This is a genomic window from Bradyrhizobium sp. WSM1743 (assembly GCF_000473065.1).
Classification (GTDB): domain Bacteria; phylum Pseudomonadota; class Alphaproteobacteria; order Rhizobiales; family Xanthobacteraceae; genus Bradyrhizobium.
Genome location: NZ_AXAZ01000080.1, coordinates 1 through 15,898, shown reverse-complemented (window position 1 = coordinate 15,898; position 15,898 = coordinate 1). Strand labels below are relative to the sequence as shown.

Below are 15,898 nucleotides of genomic sequence, written 5' to 3'. Positions count from 1 at the left end.
TTAACGCGGAGGGGAAATCGTTGCGCCTTATAGATTTACGATCTGGACGGGCTGATTTCGCTCGTCATTCCAAAAGCCGGCAAACTCCAAAACCTCCTCCACTGTCTCATTCGGGTGTGAGGTAGTCACAACAAAGCGCGCGTCGTCCGACCCGTCGCCTACGACGAGTTCGTCGATGATGTCTTCTATCCGCGCCGCGCCTTCTCCGGCGACTGCGATAAGAGCAACGTTATCGCAAAGGCACTGCTCAACGAACGCAGCCAACAAGTCCTCGTTCGATAGCGGCAGTCGGAGGACGACCCTTGACGCGTAACTCACCTATTTCTCGGCGGCGTGGCGAAACCGCTCTCCTCTGATTTCACGCCAATATTCTTCTGCGACGTCGGCGTCGATTTCGATTGGAGCGGAGCTTTCAGGGTGGAGGCGATCCTTGCCATCTTTTCGCGGACCTGAGATCCAGAACCGTTCTCCGGTTTCGACGTCGAAGTAGTTTGCCTTGAAGCCGCTGCCCTTCAAGCTTTGGAAAGTGCGTCCTCCATAGCTGATGGACTTGCCCGTCTTCGAGAAAGTGACGCGTCCAATCCGCGCCGGTCCGCTCAGCGAGCTGGATTTGTCCTCGATATACATAATGCGTGTTTTCGGCATGCTCGGACCGGCGTGACGTGCAAGTGAAAATGCCCTCTTAACGCAATCTGTAATAAATGTCGAAACGGATTGCAATCCGAGCGAACCTTGTCAATAAAGCAATCGTAAGCGCGCTGATCCGCTCATGATGCTTGCGCTGACCCAATCGAGCAGTTTCGTAGGGTGGGCAAAAGGCGCACAGCGCCGTGCTCACCTGTATCAACTACGTCGATCGTCATGGTGGGCACGCTTCCGCCTTCGCTCTTCGAGCTACGGCGGACAAGCCGCTTTGCCCACCCTACGAGAGCTACGAGACGGCGGCCGCTCGATCAGCGGCTCGCTCGCAGCGCGCCAAGCTCAACATCCGCGGCCTGCTTCTCAATAAAGGTCTTCGGGCAATTGGCCGCCGCCTGCTCGAACAGCTTCAAGGCCTCTTCTTTCGAGCCGCTCTGCAATGCGCGCTCTGCAATATAGAAATTCGCCTCGCAGACCTGCGCCTTCTTCTTCGTGGGGTCGGCATCCTCCGCGGCGCTGAGCACTTGCTCCGCTGTCATCGTGCCAAGGAAGAGATTGACGATCGGCGCGGGCCATTTCATCGCGTCGAGCTGCTTTGCGGACTCGCTCAAGCGGCTCGGTTGGTCCGTACGCTTTGCAACAATCTCGCGCCATACGACCGGATAGGCATCCTTCGGATTGAGCAGGATCGCCTGATCCAGATCGGACAGCGACTTGGTGAATGAAGCACTCTGCCAATAGAACCTCGCACGATGGAAGTAGGCGCGCGCATCCTTGGCATCGAGCTGCACGACTTGATCATAGTCCGCGATCGCGCGGCCAAAATCCCCCTTTATTCTGTATGCGTTGCCGGGATTCGATATTGCTTCCTTGTCCTTGGGATTGAGCCGGATCGCTTCATCAAAATCTGCGATTGCGGGATCAAAGTCCCCCTTCGCGACGTAGGCCACTCCCCGAGCGCGGAGCGCAGGGCCATCGCCGGAAGCGAGTACGTTTGATTCACCCGCGACGGACGCAGAAATGGGGTCGGCGTCCTGACTTTGGAGCGGAGTCTGCCGGTCGGCGGAGCTTCCTTGACCCTGATGTGCCAGCTGGATCACCCGGTCGAAATCGGCAATGGCACGATCGTAATCGCCCTTTTGAGCATAGGCGACGCCCCGGCAGCCATAGGCAGACCGGCTTTGTGGGTTCAGCTCGATGATCCGGTCATAGTCGGCGATAGCGCGGTCGAGTTCACCCAGCTGAGAAAAGGATTCGGCTCGGAAGTAGTAAAAATTCTCGTTTTTGGGTTTGATCTGGATGGTTTGATCGAGTGCGGCTAATGCGAGCTCTCTCTTACCCTTTGCGAAGTAAACTCGACCGCGGCACAATTGGCCGCCGCCGGTTTGCGGGCTGATCTCGACGGCACGATCGCAGTCAGCCATGGCCCGATCCGGATCCCCATTCCGGACGTAAGAGAGGCCTCGTTCGACATGCGCTATGACATTGTCCGGATGGATCAGAAGGGCCTGATCATAATCGGCGATGGCACGGACGAAGTCGCGTCTCGCCGAATAGACGTGAGCACGTCCGATGTAGGCGTAGGTATTCTTCGGATCGAGCTCGATCACCTTGGCGTAGTCAGGCAGCGCAGCCTCGGGCTCTCGCTTTTGGATGAACGCAGAGGCCCTCGCGATGCGGGTGTTCAGATTGCCCGGATCGCGCTCAATGATCTCGTTGTAGTCCGCTATCGCAAGGTCGATCTCGCCCTTCTGGCGGTAGAACATGGCGCGGCGGAAGCGCGCCATGATCGCTCCGTGCTGGATGCCAGTTGCCGACTGGATAACAGCGGTGCAGCCCGCGATGCGGTCATCAACGCTGAAGTTTCCGACGGCGTTGCACTTGGCGCTCAAAGGCATTTCCGCGTGAGCGCCTGATATTCCGAGCAAGGCCGTCAGCGCCAACGCACCCACGCCTGCTGCCGCACCAACGGGTGCGCGGCTTGGCATTCCAAACATGCAGTCCCCATTCAATTCCCGGAGACCGTCATAGCAACCATTTGCGCGTCTGCACATCCCTTGGTTGCCGCAATTCCGGATGACGCGCCGGCAAGCCGAACCTACGCGCTGTCCGCCATCATCCCCTGCAGCCGCACCAGCTCTGCCTCGAGATCGCGCTCGACATCCGCCGCGCGGATGTCGAGCACCCGATAATCCCGCGCCTCGAGCCACGTCCGCCGTCCCGCGCGGTCGGCCGCGATCGCCTCGCCCTCGCCCGGGTTGACCAGCTCGATCGCGATCCGGTGCGGGAAGGAGACGAAGTCCGGGATGTGGCGCCCCACCGGGGTCTGGCGCTTGAACTGGCCGGCGAAGCGGCGGTCACGCGTCAGCGCCTGCCAGAGCAGGCGTTCGGCATCCGTCGGGTTGCGGCGGAGCAGGCGGGCAAGGCCGCGCACGGTGGAGCCGCTGTCGGACACGCCGCCGCCCTGCCCGTGTTCGGCGAGGAGCGCGCGCAGGCGCGTCGCCTGCGCGCCGTCGAGCACGCCGCCCTTGGCCGGACCCTTGCGCCCTTCCGCGATCGCCATGATCACACCGTGCAGCGTGTGCATGTCCTGCTTGGTCGGCTCCATCCGGCTGAAGATGTTGCGCAGGTTCACCAGCATGGTGTCGCGCTTCTCGGCCGGGCGCAGGAATTCGACCTTGTCGAGCTCGCGCACGAGGTTGTCGAAGAAGGCCTGCATCTGGTGCTGCGAGGCGCGCTCGGAGCGCTCCGGCATGGCGTGCGGCAGCGCGCCAGAGGTCGCCAGCTTGAACCATTCATAGCCCACCAGCAGCACGGCCTGGGCGAGGTTGAGCGAGGCAAAGCCCGGATTGACCGGGAAGGTGATGATGCGGTTGGAGAGCCCGACCTCCTCATTGGTCAGGCCCCAGCGCTCGCGGCCGAACAGGATGCCGCACCTGCCGCCGGTCGCGACGTGCCTGGCGATCTCGCTGGCTGCGGCCTCCGGCCCGACCACGGGCTTGGCCTGGTCGTGGGGACGCGCCGTGGTGGCGAAAAGCAGGTCGAGGTCGGCGACCGCCTCTTCCACCGTGCCGAACAACTCGACCTTTTGCAGGATGTGGTCGGCGCCGGCAGCGGCGCGCTGGGCGGCGATGTTGGGCCAGCCGTCCCGAGGGTTGACGATGCGCAGGGCGCTAAGCGCGAAATTGCCCATGGCGCGCGCGGCCATGCCGATGTTCTCGCCGAGCTGCGGCTCGACCAGGATCACGATGGGACCATCGAGGGAAAGACCCGCCTTGCTCTTGTCAGTCCCTGACATCTCGCTTCGCTTTCACACTGTCTCTCAAGGCCTTGGCAAGGCCGTCTGAGGAATTGATTCAAGCGGTCCCCAGGACCGGGCCGCCCTCGCGGTCTGTCGTTTGCCTGTCCTGACGAAATTCTCAAGGGAAATAACGGGTTGGATTCGACTTTTGAATCTCGCTGGGAACGTGAGCCCGGACCCGGCTGCGGGCCGGCCGGCCGCTCCCCATCTGGGGAAGCTGGGTGAGCTAAAAGTGCATAATCCCTTGGCTTTCGCCCGCTGCTATCAGGTGCTAAGAGGCGGCGGATATTCCCGTGGCGCACCATCAGCGCCGTTCCCAAGAGGCTTCCCCGATCATGGCAAAAATCAAGGTATCCAATCCCGTCGTCGAGCTCGATGGCGACGAGATGACCCGGATCATCTGGCAGTACATCAAGGACAAGCTGATCAACCCGTTCCTGGATGTCGAGCTGCTCTATTTCGACCTGGGCATGGAGTACCGCGACCACACCAACGATCAGGTCACCATCGACGCCGCCGAGGCGATCAAAAAGGTCGGCGTCGGCGTCAAGTGCGCCACCATCACCCCCGATGAAGCCCGGGTGAAGGAGTTCAACCTCAAGCAGATGTGGAAGTCGCCGAACGGCACCATCCGCAACATCCTCGGCGGCGTGATCTTCCGCGAGCCGATCATCTGCAAGAACGTGCCGCGCCTGGTTCCCGGCTGGACCAAGCCGATCATCATCGGCCGCCATGCCTATGGCGATCAGTACCGCGCCACCGACATCAAGTTCCCGGGCAAGGGCACGCTCTCGCTGAAGTTCGTCGGCGAGGACGGCACCGTGATCGAGAAGGAAGTGTTCAAGGCGCCCGGCGCCGGCGTCGCCATGGAGATGTACAATCTCGACGACTCCATCATCGATTTCGCCCGCGCCTCCTTCAACTACGGCCTGCTCCGTAATTACCCAGTGTATCTGTCGACCAAGAACACGATCCTCAAGGTCTATGACGGCCGCTTCAAGGACATCTTCCAGGACATCTTCGACCGCGAGTTCAAGAAGGAGTTCGACGCCAAGGGCCTGACCTACGAGCACCGCCTGATCGACGACATGGTGGCCTCGGCGCTGAAATGGTCCGGCGGCTATGTCTGGGCCTGCAAGAACTACGACGGCGACGTGCAGTCCGACACGGTCGCGCAAGGTTACGGTTCGCTCGGCCTGATGACCTCGGTGCTGCTCACCCCCGACGGCAAGACCGTCGAGGCCGAAGCCGCCCACGGCACGGTGACCCGCCACTACCGCGAGCACCAGAAGGGCAAGGAGACCTCGACCAACTCGATCGCGTCGATCTTCGCCTGGACCCGTGGCCTCGCCCACCGTGCCAAGCTCGACAACAACGCCGAGCTCGCCAAGTTCGCGGCCACGCTGGAGAAGGTCTGCGTCGACACCGTCGAGGCCGGTTACATGACCAAGGACCTCGCGCTCCTGGTCGGCGCCGACCAGCGCTGGCTCTCGACCACCGGCTTCCTCGACAAGGTCGCCGAGAACCTGGTCAAGGCGATGGCGGCGTAAGCCGACCGCAATTTCGCTCGACCGGGCCAGACATCATCACGGGCCGCGCGGCATGCGCGGCCCGTTTGCTTTTCAGGCCGCTTAGCGGTCGGTGCCTTCCTTCTCCGCCTGCGCCAGCTCGGCCAGCGCGAGATCGCCGCTATCGGCAAGCCTTGCCTTGGCGGTGTTGTGGACGTGGGCGGCGAGCGTCGGCATGCGCGCGATCAGGGCGTGAAAATCCTGGGCATCGAGCACCAGCAGGCGCGTCTTGCGCGTCGCCGTCACCGTGCCGCTGCGTTTTGTTTTGTGCAGCAGCGCGATCTCGCCGAAGAAGGTGCCGTCGGCAAGGTGCACTTGCTGGCTCGGCAGCGCGATCTCGACCTCGCCGGCGGTGATGAAATACATCGACGAGGCCGCATCGCCCCGTCGCACCAGGATTTCGCCCTGCTCGATGGTGCGTGCCCGCAGGAGGCGCATGATATCGGCGATCTCCGCGGCGGAGAGGTGCGAGAACAGCGGCACCCGCGCCAGCATGCCCCAGGTGACGACGAAATCGCGCCGCTTCACCTCTTCCGCAAAGGCCGTGGAGATGATCGCGACCGGCAGCGCGATCATGGCAAAGCCCGAGATGATGGCGAAGGTGGAGATGAACTTGCCGAGCGGCGTCACCGGCACGACGTCGCCATAGCCGACGGTGCCAAGCGTGACGATCGCCCACCACATCGCCTGCGGAATGGTGCCGAGCTTGTCGGGCTGCACGTCGCGCTCGATGGCGTAGAGCAGCGAGGCGAAGGTCAAGACCACGCCGATCAGGATGACGATACAGCCGATCAGTGCCCGCCGCTCGGCATGGACGGCGGCGAGCAGCGAGCGCATCGCCGGCGAATAGCGGATCAGCTTGAAGAACGGCAGCACGCCGAGGGCCGCCAGCGTCGCGTGCCGGCCGGTCACAAGCACGATTGCCGCGGGCAGGAACGCCATGAGGTCGATGATGCCGAGCGCTGAGAAGACATAGCCCAGCCGGTCGGCGAGCGCGGAGCCCTTGCGCGGCGTATGTCCCGCCACGGTCCACAGCCGCGCGGCATATTCCAGCGCGAACAGGATCACCGACAGGATGGAGACGCCCGCGAACAGCATGCCGAAGCGCGCGTCGAGCTCCGGCACCGAGGCGAGGATCATCGCGGCCACATTGAGCACGATGACGCCGATGATCAGCTGGATGAAGCGCGACCCGACCGAATAGGCCAAGGGATCGTGCTCCAGCAATTCGTAGAGGCGATCCCGTAAGTTCGGATCGGAAAGCCCACGTCCTCGCGGAACGGGGGACATGATCTTTAAGCGCCTGCCATCGCTTTTTCGATCGCCGCCAGCGCCTCGGTCGCCCTGGCACCATCGGGGCCGCCGGCCTGCGCCATGTCGGGCCGGCCGCCGCCGCCCTTGCCGCCGAGCGCCTCGGAGGCGATGCGCACGAGGTTCACGGCGTTGAAGCGCGCGGTGAGGTCTTGCGTGACGCCGACCACGACACCGGCCTTGCCGTCCTCGGTGACGCCGACGATGGCGACGACGCCCGAGCCGATCTGCTTCTTGCCGTCGTCGGCAAGGCCCTTGAGATCCTTCATCTCGATGCCCTCGACCGCGCGCGCCATCAGCTTGACGTCGCCGACCTCGCGCACGCCCGACGCTGCGCCGTTGCCGGCGGAGGCGCCGCCGCCCATCGCCAGCTTCTTGCGGGCGTCGGAGAGCTCGCGCTCGAGCTTCTTGCGCTCCTCCATCAGCGCGGCGATGCGTGCCGGCACGTCGTCGAGCGAGGTGCGCAGCTCGTTCGCCGCGGTCTTCGCTAGTGCCATGGTCTCGTTGGCGTGCTTGCGCGCGTAATTGCCAGTCAGCGCCTCGATGCGGCGCACGCCGGAAGCGACTGCGCTTTCGCTCGTGAGCGTGATCAGGCCGATATCGCCGGTGCGCTTGACATGCGTGCCGCCGCAGAGCTCGACCGACCAGCCGAGCGCGTTGGCGCCGCGCTCGCGCGCGGTCCTGCCCATCGAGACGACGCGGACCTCGTCGCCATATTTCTCGCCGAACAGCGCACGGGCGCCGGCCTCGCGGGCTTCGTCGACGCCCATGATACGCGTGGTGACCTCGTCGTTCTCCAGCACCACGTCATTGGCGATGTCCTCGACACGGGCGAGCTCCTCGGCCGTGATCGGCTTCGGATGCACGAAGTCGAACCTCAAACGATCCGGCGCGACCAGCGAGCCGCGCTGGGCGATGTGGTCGCCGAGCACCTGGCGCAGCGCCTCGTGAATGAGATGCGTCGCCGAGTGATGCGCGCGGATCGAGGAGCGGCGCGAATGATCGACCTCGAGCTGCAGCGCAGCGCCGAGCTTCAGCTCCCCACTCTCCACCGTACCGATGTGAACGAAGAGATCGCCGAGCTTCTTCTGCGTATCGGTGACGCGGACCTTGATGCCGCCCTCGCCGGTCAGCACGCCGGTGTCGCCGACCTGGCCACCGGACTCCGCATAGAACGGCGTCTGGTTCAACACGATCGCGCCCGTCTCGCCGGTCTTGAGGCTGGCGACTTCCTGGCCATCCTTCACCAGCGCGGAGACCACTCCCTCGGCGCTCTCGGTCTCATAGCCGAGGAATTCGGTGGCGCCGAGCTTCTCGCGCAGCGGGAACCAGATCGCCTCGGAGGCAGCTTCGCCCGAGCCCTTCCAGGATTCGCGCGCCTTGGCCTTCTGGCGCTCCATCGCGTCGTTGAACGAAGCCTGGTCGACGCCGATGCCGCGCGACTTCAGCGCATCCTGCGTCAGGTCGAGCGGGAAGCCGTAGGTGTCGTACAGCGTGAAGGCGACGTCGCCGTCGAACATGTCGCCCTTCTTCAGACCGGCGCTCTTCTCGTCGAGAATGGCCAAGCCGCGTGAAAGAGTCTTGCGGAAGCGGGTCTCTTCCAGCCGCAGCGTCTCCTCGATCAGCTTTTCCGCGCGCATCAATTCCGGATAGGCTTGGCCCATCTCGCGCACCAGCGCCCAGACCAGCCGATGCATCAAGGGCTCTTTCGCCCCCAGCAGCTGCGCATGGCGCATCGCGCGGCGCATGATCCGGCGCAGCACATAGCCGCGGCCCTCGTTCGAGGGCAGCACGCCGTCGGAGACGAGGAAGGCGGAGGAGCGCAGATGGTCGGCGATGACGCGGAACGAGGCGACGGTCTGTTCGTTCGGCCCGGTGCCGAGCGCGGACGCCGTGGCCTCGATCAGGTTGCGAAACAGGTCGGTCTCGAACACGCTCTCGACGCCCTGGAGGATGCAGGCCATGCGCTCCAGGCCCATGCCGGTGTCGATCGAGGGACGCGGCAGATCCACGCGCTCCTCCTTCGTCACCTGCTCGTATTGCATGAACACGAGATTCCAGAATTCGAGGAAGCGGTCGCCGTCCTCCTCCGGCGAGCCCGGAGGCCCGCCCCAGATGTGCTCGCCGCGGTCGATGAAGATCTCCGAGCACGGGCCGCACGGGCCGGTGTCGCCCATCGCCCAGAAATTGTCCGAGGTCGGGATGCGGATGATGCGGTCGTCGGAGAAGCCGGCGATCTTCTTCCACAGGCCCGCCGCCTCGTCGTCGGTGTGATAGACCGTGACGAGCAGATTGTCCTTCTTCAGCCCGAACTCCTTGGTGATCAGCTTCCAGGCGAGCTCGATCGCGCGCTCCTTGAAGTAATCGCCGAACGAGAAGTTGCCGAGCATCTCGAAGAAGGTGAGATGGCGCGCGGTGTAGCCGACATTGTCGAGGTCATTGTGCTTGCCGCCGGCGCGCACGCATTTCTGCGAGGTGGTGGCGCGCTGATAGGGACGCTTCTCGACGCCGGTGAAGACGTTCTTGAACTGCACCATGCCGGCATTGGTGAACATCAACGTGGGGTCGTTGCGCGGCACGAGTGGCGAGGACGGCACGACCTCGTGGCCGTTCTCGGCAAAGAAGTTCAGAAAGGTCGACCTGATCTCGTTGACGCCGCTCATGTTCATCCAATCGGGTATGCTTGGGCCCGCTTGCTGCCGTCCAAACCGGAAATTAAGGCTGATATCTGCGGGCCAAAGCGCTTTTAGACAAGGCCAGCTTCGCTGTCCAGAAACTGTGCAGGGAGATCAGAGGGTTGCCGCAGGCGCGCAATCCCGTTGAAAGACGCAAAGGTCGCGTTGACAGGCTTGGCAGCCCTGTGGTCTCTACCCATCTGTATCGTACGGCCACGTCGGGAGAGACCGGCTTTAGGCAGCCGGCGCCGAAGGAGCAACCGCCCCGGAAACTCTCAGGCAAAAGGACCGCGTGGCTTTGACAGCATCTGGAAAGAGGCGCCGACGGGCTTAAGACCCGGACTGCGTCCGCCGACGGGATAATACTCTCAGGCACAGCGACAGATGGGGCTTCGACTGGTGTCCGTCGGGGAATCCTCCCCGGGGAACCGCCGAGGGCCCCTTAGATGCTAGCGCACGACCAAGACTCCCTGAAACGTACGCCCCTCCACAGCCTCCATGTGTCCCTGGGCGGCAAGATGGTGCCGTTCGCGGGCTATGACATGCCCGTGCAGTACCCCGCGGGCGTGCTGAAGGAGCACCTCCAGACCCGAGCCTCCGCCGGCCTGTTCGACGTCTCCCATATGGGCCAGATCGCGCTTTGGCCGAAGTCGGGGAGGATCGAGGACGCCGCCGGCGCGCTGGAACGGCTGGTGCCGCAGGATATCGTGGCGATCGCGCCGGGGCGGCAGCGCTACGCCCAGTTCACCAATGCGGATGGCGGGATTCTGGACGACCTGATGGTCGCCAATTTCGGCGATCACCTGTTCCTGGTCGTCAACGCCGCCTGCAAGGACGCCGACGAGGCGCATCTGCGCGCGAACCTGTCCGGCGACTGCGCCATCGAATCGCTGGAAGGCCGCGCGCTGATCGCGCTGCAGGGCCCGAAGGCGGAGGCGGTGCTGGCGAAATTCTGTGCGGAGGCGCCGGCCATGAAATTCATGGACGCCGGCCCGCATGAGGTCGCCGGCATCCAGTGCTTCGTCTCGCGCTCCGGCTACACCGGCGAGGACGGCTTTGAGATTTCGGTTCCCTCTAGCGATGCCGAGCGCCTCGCGAAAATGCTGCTGGACAATCCGGACGTGCTGCCGATCGGCTTAGGGGCCCGCGACAGCCTGCGGCTGGAAGCCGGGCTCTGCCTCTACGGCCACGACATCGACACCACCACCACGCCGGTCGAGGCCGCGCTGGAATGGTCGGTGCAGAAGAGCCGCCGCAGCGGCGGCGCCCGTGCCGGCGGTTTTCCCGGCGCGGACAAGATCCTCACCCATTTCGACAACGGCGCATCCCGCCGCCGCGTCGGCCTGCGTGCCGAGGGCCGCGCCCCGGTGCGCGAGGGCGCGCTGCTGTTTGCGCACGACACGGGCGGCGCGCCGATCGGACAAGTCACATCGGGCGGCTTCGGCCCGAGCCTGAGCGCGCCGGTCGCGATGGGCTACGTGCCCACGAACCTGAGCGCGCTCGGCACAAAGCTCTTCGCCGAAGTGCGCGGCCAGCGACTGCCGCTCGCAGTCGCCGCCATGCCTTTCGTGAAAAACACCTACAAACGCTGAGGACAAGCCAATGACCACGACGCTGTACACTTCCGACCATGAATGGCTCGCCATCGACGGCGATACCGCCACGGTCGGCATCACCGATTACGCCCAGCAGCAGCTCGGCGACGTCGTGTTCGTCGAACTGCCCAAGGTCGGCCGCAGCCTGAAGAAGGCGGAAGCCGCCGCCGTCGTGGAATCGGTGAAGGCCGCCTCCGACGTCTACGCGCCTATCTCGGGCGAAGTGCTCGCGACCAACGATGCGCTCGCCGCCGAGCCGGCGCTGGTGAACTCGGACGCGCAGGGCAAGGCGTGGTTCTTCAAGATCAAGATTGCCGACAAAAGCGAACTCGGCGGCCTCATGGATGAAGCCGCCTACAAGGCACATACGGCGTGAGATGACGAGAACTCTAACCTCATTCTCACTGTCATCACCCGGAAAGACGGGTGATCCAGTACGCCGCGGCCCATCGGCCCGAGCCGAAACGCCTGCGTTTACTGGATGCCCCGCCTTCGCGGGGCATGACAGCAACATCTAGCGAGGACCCATGATGACCGCGCACCGCAAATCCAATGGCGACACCGCCGCCTTCGTCCGCCGCCACATCGGCCCGTCGGCGCGCGACGTCACCGCAATGCTCGAGGCCGTCGGCGCGAAGAGCGTCGACGCGTTGATGGCGGAGACGCTGCCGGCCTCGATCCGGCAGGCATCTCCGCTCGATCTCGGCAAGCCGCTGAGCGAGACCGAGGCGATTGCGCATATGACCGAGCTGGCGCGCCAGAACCAGGTCTTCACCTCGCTGATCGGCCAGGGCTACTCCGGCACGATTTTGCCCGCGGTGATCCAGCGCAACATCCTGGAAAACCCGGCCTGGTACACGGCGTATACACCCTATCAGCCCGAGATCAGCCAGGGCCGGCTGGAGGCGCTGTTCAACTTCCAGACCATGATCTGCGATCTCACCGGGCTCGACGTCGCCAACGCCTCGCTGCTCGATGAAGCCACCGCGGCCGCCGAAGCCATGGCGCTCGCCGAGCGGCACTCGCAGGTCAAGGCAAAGGCCTTCTTCGTCGACAAGGACGTGCATCCGCAGACGCTAGCTGTGATGCGCACCCGCGCCGAGCCGCTGGGCTGGAATTTGGTCGTCGGCGATCCCCTCACCGATCTCGACAAATCAGACGTGCTCGGCGCGCTGCTGCAATATCCCGGTTCTTCCGGCGCATTGCGCGACCTCAGGCCCGCGATCGCGGCGCTGAGAGCCAAGGGTGCGCTTGCGATCGTCGCCGCCGACCTGCTGGCACTGACGCTGCTCGCCTCGCCCGGCGAGCTTGGCGCCGACATCGCCATCGGCTCGGCGCAGCGCTTTGGCGTGCCGATGGGCTATGGCGGACCGCATGCGGCCTATATGGCGGTGCGCGATGCGCTGAAGCGCTCGCTGCCCGGCCGCATCGTCGGCCTCTCCGTCGACTCCCGCGGCGCGCCCGCCTATCGCCTCGCGCTGCAGACCCGCGAGCAGCACATCCGCCGCGAGAAGGCGACGTCCAACATCTGCACCGCGCAGGTGCTGCTCGCCGTGATCGCCGCGATGTACGCGGTCTATCACGGCCCGGAAGGGCTGACGCAAATCGCGCGCAGCGTGCATCGCCGCACCGCTGTGCTCGCGGCGGGCCTGCGCAAGCTCGGCTTTGCGCCGAGTAGCGAAACCTTCTTCGACACGCTCAGCGTCGATGCCGGCGCCAAGCGCGCCGAAATCGTTGCACGTGCTGGGGCAGAAAAGATCAATCTCGGCGTCGGTGACACCGCGCTCCGCATCGCGCTCGACGAGACCACGACGCCCGCGACCGTCGAAGCGGTCTGGCGCGCCTTCGGCGGCACGCTTGCCTATGCCGAGATCGATGCAGCGACGCGCGAGGCGCTGCCCGACGATTTGAAGCGCACCACCGCGTTCCTGACCCATCCGGTGTTCCACGCGCACCGCTCCGAGACCGAGATGCTGCGCTACATGCGCAAGCTCAGCGATCGCGACCTCGCGCTCGACCGCGCGATGATTCCGCTCGGCTCCTGCACCATGAAGCTGAACGCGACCACCGAGATGATGCCGCTGACCTGGCCGGAATTCGGCTCGCTGCATCCGTTCGTTCCGCGCGAGCAGGCGGCCGGCTATCACGCGCTGTTCGCGCGGCTGGAAAAATGGCTGTGCGACATCACCGGCTATGACGCGATCTCGCTGCAGCCGAACTCCGGTGCGCAAGGCGAATATGCCGGGCTGCTTGCGATCCGCGGCTATCACGCCGCGCGCGGACAGAGCCACCGCAAGATCTGCCTGATCCCCTCCTCCGCCCACGGCACCAACCCGGCTTCGGCTGCGATGGTCGGCATGGAGGTGGTGGTGGTCGCCTGCGAGAAGAACGGCGACGTCGACGTCAACGATCTCCGCGCCAAGGCGGAGAAGCATTCCAACGATCTCGCCGCGGTCATGATCACCTATCCCTCGACCCACGGCGTGTTCGAGGAGCACATAAGCGAGATCTGCGACATCGTGCACGGCCATGGCGGCCAGGTCTATCTGGACGGCGCCAACCTTAATGCGCAGGTCGGCCTTAGCAGGCCCGGCGATTACGGCGCCGATGTCAGCCATCTCAATCTGCACAAGACCTTCTGCATCCCGCATGGCGGCGGCGGCCCCGGCATGGGCCCGATCGGCGTCAAGGCGCATCTCGCCCCGTTCTTGCCGGGCCATCCGGCGACTCAAGCCGACGCATCGGTGCGCCCGGTTTCGGCCGCGCCGTTCGGCTCGTCCTCGATCCTCACCATCTCCTACATCTACATCCTGATGATGGGCGGCGAGGGCCTGAAGCGCGCCACGGAGATCGCGATCCTCAACGCCAATTACATCGCAGCGCGCCTCGATCCGCACTTCCCGGTGCTCTACAAGAACGCGAAGGGCCGCGTCGCCCATGAGTGCATCGTCGATCCCCGTCCGCTCAAGACGACCAGTGGCGTCACGGTCGACGACATCGCAAAGCGCCTGATCGATTACGGCTTCCACGCCCCGACCATGAGCTTCCCGGTGCCGGGCACGCTGATGATCGAGCCGACCGAGTCGGAATCCAAGGCCGAGCTGGATCGTTTTTGCGATGCCATGATCGCGATCCGGAAAGAAATCGCAGAAGTCGAAGCCGGCCGCTTCAAGATCGAAGCCTCGCCCTTGCGCCACGCCCCGCACACCGTGCACGACATCGCGGACGACGATTGGAAGCGCCCCTACACCCGCAGCGAGGGCTGCTTCCCCGACGGCGTCTCTCGTACCGACAAATACTGGTGCCCGGTCGGCCGTGTCGACAACGTCTACGGCGACCGCAATCTGGTGTGCTCCTGCCCGCCGGTCAGCGATTACGCGGAAGCCGCGGAGTAAGAGCCGACGGAGGTCTCGTAGGGTGGGCAAAGCGAAGCGTGCCCACCACCTTCCCTCGCGCTAAAACATGGTGGGCCCGGCGCTCGCGCGCCTTGGCCCGGCACCGAACGCGCCGCTAGGGCGCGATCAACAATCGGCGCTGGCGATCCCACCGCCACAGCCGCTCATTGGTGAGAAGCGTGCCGCCCCACCAGCGTTTGATCGGGTTGTGACGGCGAAAATCTTCCCGGCCTGCCAGGACCGCCTCGCCAAACTCCGTCAGCAACAGCCGGCTCCGACGAAAGGCCGCGTTGCGACTTCTCGCGTTGTCCGGATCGAGTGTCGCCAGCTTGCTGTCCAGACCCGCAACGACCGGCGCCGGGCCGAATGCGAGTCCTTCGAGCAGCGTGCCCAACTCCCACGGATCGAACACGCGTGTCCCCAGCGCGCCCGGGTGAAACAGGTCATCGGTACGACTCTTTCCACTCGCGATCAGTTCAAGAAGTCGCGCCTCGCTCGCCCCCAGCCCCGTGTCGGTGACGGCAGCTCCGCGAGCAGGGCTTCCAGCGCGGGCTTGAAGAAAGACAGTTTGCCGAGCGGCCTGTCCAGCAGGCCGGCGCAAAGTTCGGGCGTCGGCCCGCGATAGGCCTCCCAAGCCATGTTGGCGATCCCAAAATCACTTTCTGCGATATCGAACTGCTGCACATCACGATGACGAAGCTCTGCGGGATCTGCTCTGCGCAGGTCGAAATCGACATATCGCAATTTCAGATTCTCTGTGATGGATGGTTCGGAACGCAGGTAATCGAGGATCCAGCTTAACTGCAATTGGCTGTTTGGTTCAGGGTCGAAGCACAGATCGATGAGATCGACCCCGCAGGTTTCGATGACCCCGAGCAACGGACGTGCCCGAACTTCGTCGCTGACAAAGGGCGATCGACGGACGAAATTGGACCAATGAATTTCGTCATAAAACTTGGACTCGCGCCAGCCGAGATAGCGATCGAGGTGGGCAGCCGACGGAAGCGGTCCTGAAACAAACCGATAGATGAAGGGCGCGACCACGTCGGCGCGATCGGCGAGGGCAAGACCGACGCCCGCCGAACTGGTCAGGATCATACGCTTCATGGCGCAGGCGCCTCACTCCAAAACAAACAATTTCGTCTCAACTAGAGCATTTCCTCGCTTGATTGAATCGGAGGGATTCCGGTTTTTGGCGGATTGTGATTCAAGATGCTGACTGGATTGGAGGCCAGCATCGCATGACCCGACCTCTTTCCCTGGATCTTCGCGAGCGTGTGGTGGCGTCGGTTTTGGCGGGCGAGAGCTGCCGATCGGTGGCGGAACGGTTTGGTGTTGCGGTCTCGTCAGTGGTGAAGTGGTCACAGCGACAGCGGGCGACCGGCTCGGTTGCGCCGGGCAAGATGGGCGGTCA

Annotated in this window: 13 protein-coding genes and 1 riboswitch; of the genes, 5 read left to right on the top strand and 8 right to left on the bottom strand. The window is 64.2% G+C overall.

Going from position 1 to position 15,898, the window contains the following annotated elements; all coding sequences use genetic code 11:
- Positions 1–27: 27 nt before the first annotated feature.
- The 4 genes from YU9_RS0132710 to YU9_RS0132695 form a co-directional block, all read right to left on the bottom strand.
- Positions 28–264: a hypothetical protein gene (locus YU9_RS0132710; RefSeq protein ID WP_245266613.1), complete on the bottom strand. Its 237-nt coding sequence runs from the start codon at positions 262–264 to the stop codon at positions 28–30.
- Positions 265–318: 54 nt separating this feature from the next.
- The gene (locus tag YU9_RS0132705) at positions 319–627 is read right to left on the bottom strand and encodes a 1-deoxy-D-xylulose-5-phosphate synthase (protein ID WP_245266612.1); all 309 of its coding nucleotides are present in this window, start codon (positions 625–627) and stop codon (positions 319–321) included.
- A 326-nt stretch (positions 628–953) separates the two neighbouring features.
- Complete coding sequence (locus tag YU9_RS0132700; RefSeq protein ID WP_027576565.1) at positions 954–2,636, bottom strand: tetratricopeptide repeat protein; 1,683 nt, start codon at positions 2,634–2,636, stop codon at positions 954–956.
- Between the two features lie 101 nt (positions 2,637–2,737).
- Positions 2,738–3,937 (bottom strand): TrmJ/YjtD family RNA methyltransferase, encoded by a 1,200-nt coding sequence (locus YU9_RS0132695; protein WP_027576564.1) that lies wholly within the window; start codon positions 3,935–3,937, stop codon positions 2,738–2,740.
- Between the two features lie 338 nt (positions 3,938–4,275).
- On the opposite strand from YU9_RS0132695, the gene YU9_RS0132690 reads away from it, so the two are divergent.
- Positions 4,276–5,490 (top strand): NADP-dependent isocitrate dehydrogenase, encoded by a 1,215-nt coding sequence (locus YU9_RS0132690; RefSeq protein WP_027576563.1) that lies wholly within the window; start codon positions 4,276–4,278, stop codon positions 5,488–5,490.
- A gap of 81 nt (positions 5,491–5,571) precedes the next feature.
- Here YU9_RS0132690 and YU9_RS0132685 read toward each other — a convergent pair whose 3' ends face one another.
- Both YU9_RS0132685 and alaS read right to left on the bottom strand, forming a co-directional pair.
- Positions 5,572–6,798 (bottom strand): cyclic nucleotide-gated ion channel, encoded by a 1,227-nt coding sequence (locus YU9_RS0132685; protein WP_027576562.1) that lies wholly within the window; start codon positions 6,796–6,798, stop codon positions 5,572–5,574.
- 5 nt (positions 6,799–6,803) lie between these two features.
- A complete protein-coding gene (gene alaS / locus YU9_RS0132680) occupies positions 6,804–9,482 on the bottom strand; it encodes an alanine--tRNA ligase (protein ID WP_027576561.1) in 2,679 nt (892 codons plus the stop codon).
- 221 nt (positions 9,483–9,703) lie between these two features.
- Positions 9,704–9,794, top strand: a riboswitch (glycine riboswitch).
- A 146-nt stretch (positions 9,795–9,940) separates the two neighbouring features.
- Here alaS and gcvT point away from each other — a divergent pair.
- The 3 genes from gcvT to gcvP all read left to right on the top strand — a co-directional run bounded on the left by gcvT (position 9,941) and on the right by gcvP (position 14,484).
- On the top strand, positions 9,941–11,086 hold the full coding sequence (gcvT, locus tag YU9_RS0132675) for a glycine cleavage system aminomethyltransferase GcvT (RefSeq protein ID WP_027576560.1): 1,146 nt from the start codon (positions 9,941–9,943) through the stop codon (positions 11,084–11,086).
- A 10-nt stretch (positions 11,087–11,096) separates the two neighbouring features.
- The gene (gcvH, locus tag YU9_RS0132670; protein ID WP_027576559.1) at positions 11,097–11,465 is read left to right on the top strand and encodes a glycine cleavage system protein GcvH; all 369 of its coding nucleotides are present in this window, start codon (positions 11,097–11,099) and stop codon (positions 11,463–11,465) included.
- Positions 11,466–11,619: 154 nt separating this feature from the next.
- Positions 11,620–14,484, top strand: a complete 2,865-nt coding sequence (gcvP, locus tag YU9_RS0132665; RefSeq protein ID WP_027576558.1) for an aminomethyl-transferring glycine dehydrogenase — start codon at positions 11,620–11,622, stop codon at positions 14,482–14,484.
- Between the two features lie 115 nt (positions 14,485–14,599).
- Here the strand turns inward: gcvP and YU9_RS50350 are convergent, their stop codons facing one another.
- Both YU9_RS50350 and YU9_RS50345 read right to left on the bottom strand, forming a co-directional pair.
- Positions 14,600–14,896, bottom strand: coding sequence for a hypothetical protein (locus YU9_RS50350; RefSeq protein ID WP_245266610.1), 297 nt, complete (start codon positions 14,894–14,896; stop codon positions 14,600–14,602).
- A 59-nt stretch (positions 14,897–14,955) separates the two neighbouring features.
- Complete coding sequence (locus tag YU9_RS50345; RefSeq protein ID WP_245266609.1) at positions 14,956–15,591, bottom strand: hypothetical protein; 636 nt, start codon at positions 15,589–15,591, stop codon at positions 14,956–14,958.
- A gap of 134 nt (positions 15,592–15,725) precedes the next feature.
- On the opposite strand from YU9_RS50345, the gene YU9_RS46465 reads away from it, so the two are divergent.
- On the top strand, positions 15,726–15,898 hold a 173-nt coding region (locus tag YU9_RS46465), incomplete at its 3' end, for a helix-turn-helix domain-containing protein (protein ID WP_156952267.1).

Excerpts from the sequence above, each read along its gene's own strand:
- YU9_RS0132705 (WP_245266612.1), bottom strand. The coding sequence starts at position 627 with ATGTATATCGAGGACAAATCCAGCTCGCTGAGCGGACCGGCGCGGATT.
- YU9_RS0132700 (WP_027576565.1), bottom strand. The coding sequence starts at position 2,636 with ATGTTTGGAATGCCAAGCCGCGCACCCGTTGGTGCGGCAGCAGGCGTG.
- YU9_RS0132695 (WP_027576564.1), bottom strand. The coding sequence starts at position 3,937 with ATGTCAGGGACTGACAAGAGCAAGGCGGGTCTTTCCCTCGATGGTCCC.
- YU9_RS0132690 (WP_027576563.1), top strand. The coding sequence starts at position 4,276 with ATGGCAAAAATCAAGGTATCCAATCCCGTCGTCGAGCTCGATGGCGAC.
- YU9_RS0132685 (WP_027576562.1), bottom strand. The coding sequence starts at position 6,798 with ATGTCCCCCGTTCCGCGAGGACGTGGGCTTTCCGATCCGAACTTACGG.
- alaS (WP_027576561.1), bottom strand. The coding sequence starts at position 9,482 with ATGAGCGGCGTCAACGAGATCAGGTCGACCTTTCTGAACTTCTTTGCC.
- gcvT (WP_027576560.1), top strand. The coding sequence starts at position 9,941 with ATGCTAGCGCACGACCAAGACTCCCTGAAACGTACGCCCCTCCACAGC.
- gcvH (WP_027576559.1), top strand. The coding sequence starts at position 11,097 with ATGACCACGACGCTGTACACTTCCGACCATGAATGGCTCGCCATCGAC.
- gcvP (WP_027576558.1), top strand. The coding sequence starts at position 11,620 with ATGACCGCGCACCGCAAATCCAATGGCGACACCGCCGCCTTCGTCCGC.
- YU9_RS50345 (WP_245266609.1), bottom strand. The coding sequence starts at position 15,591 with ATGAAGCGTATGATCCTGACCAGTTCGGCGGGCGTCGGTCTTGCCCTC.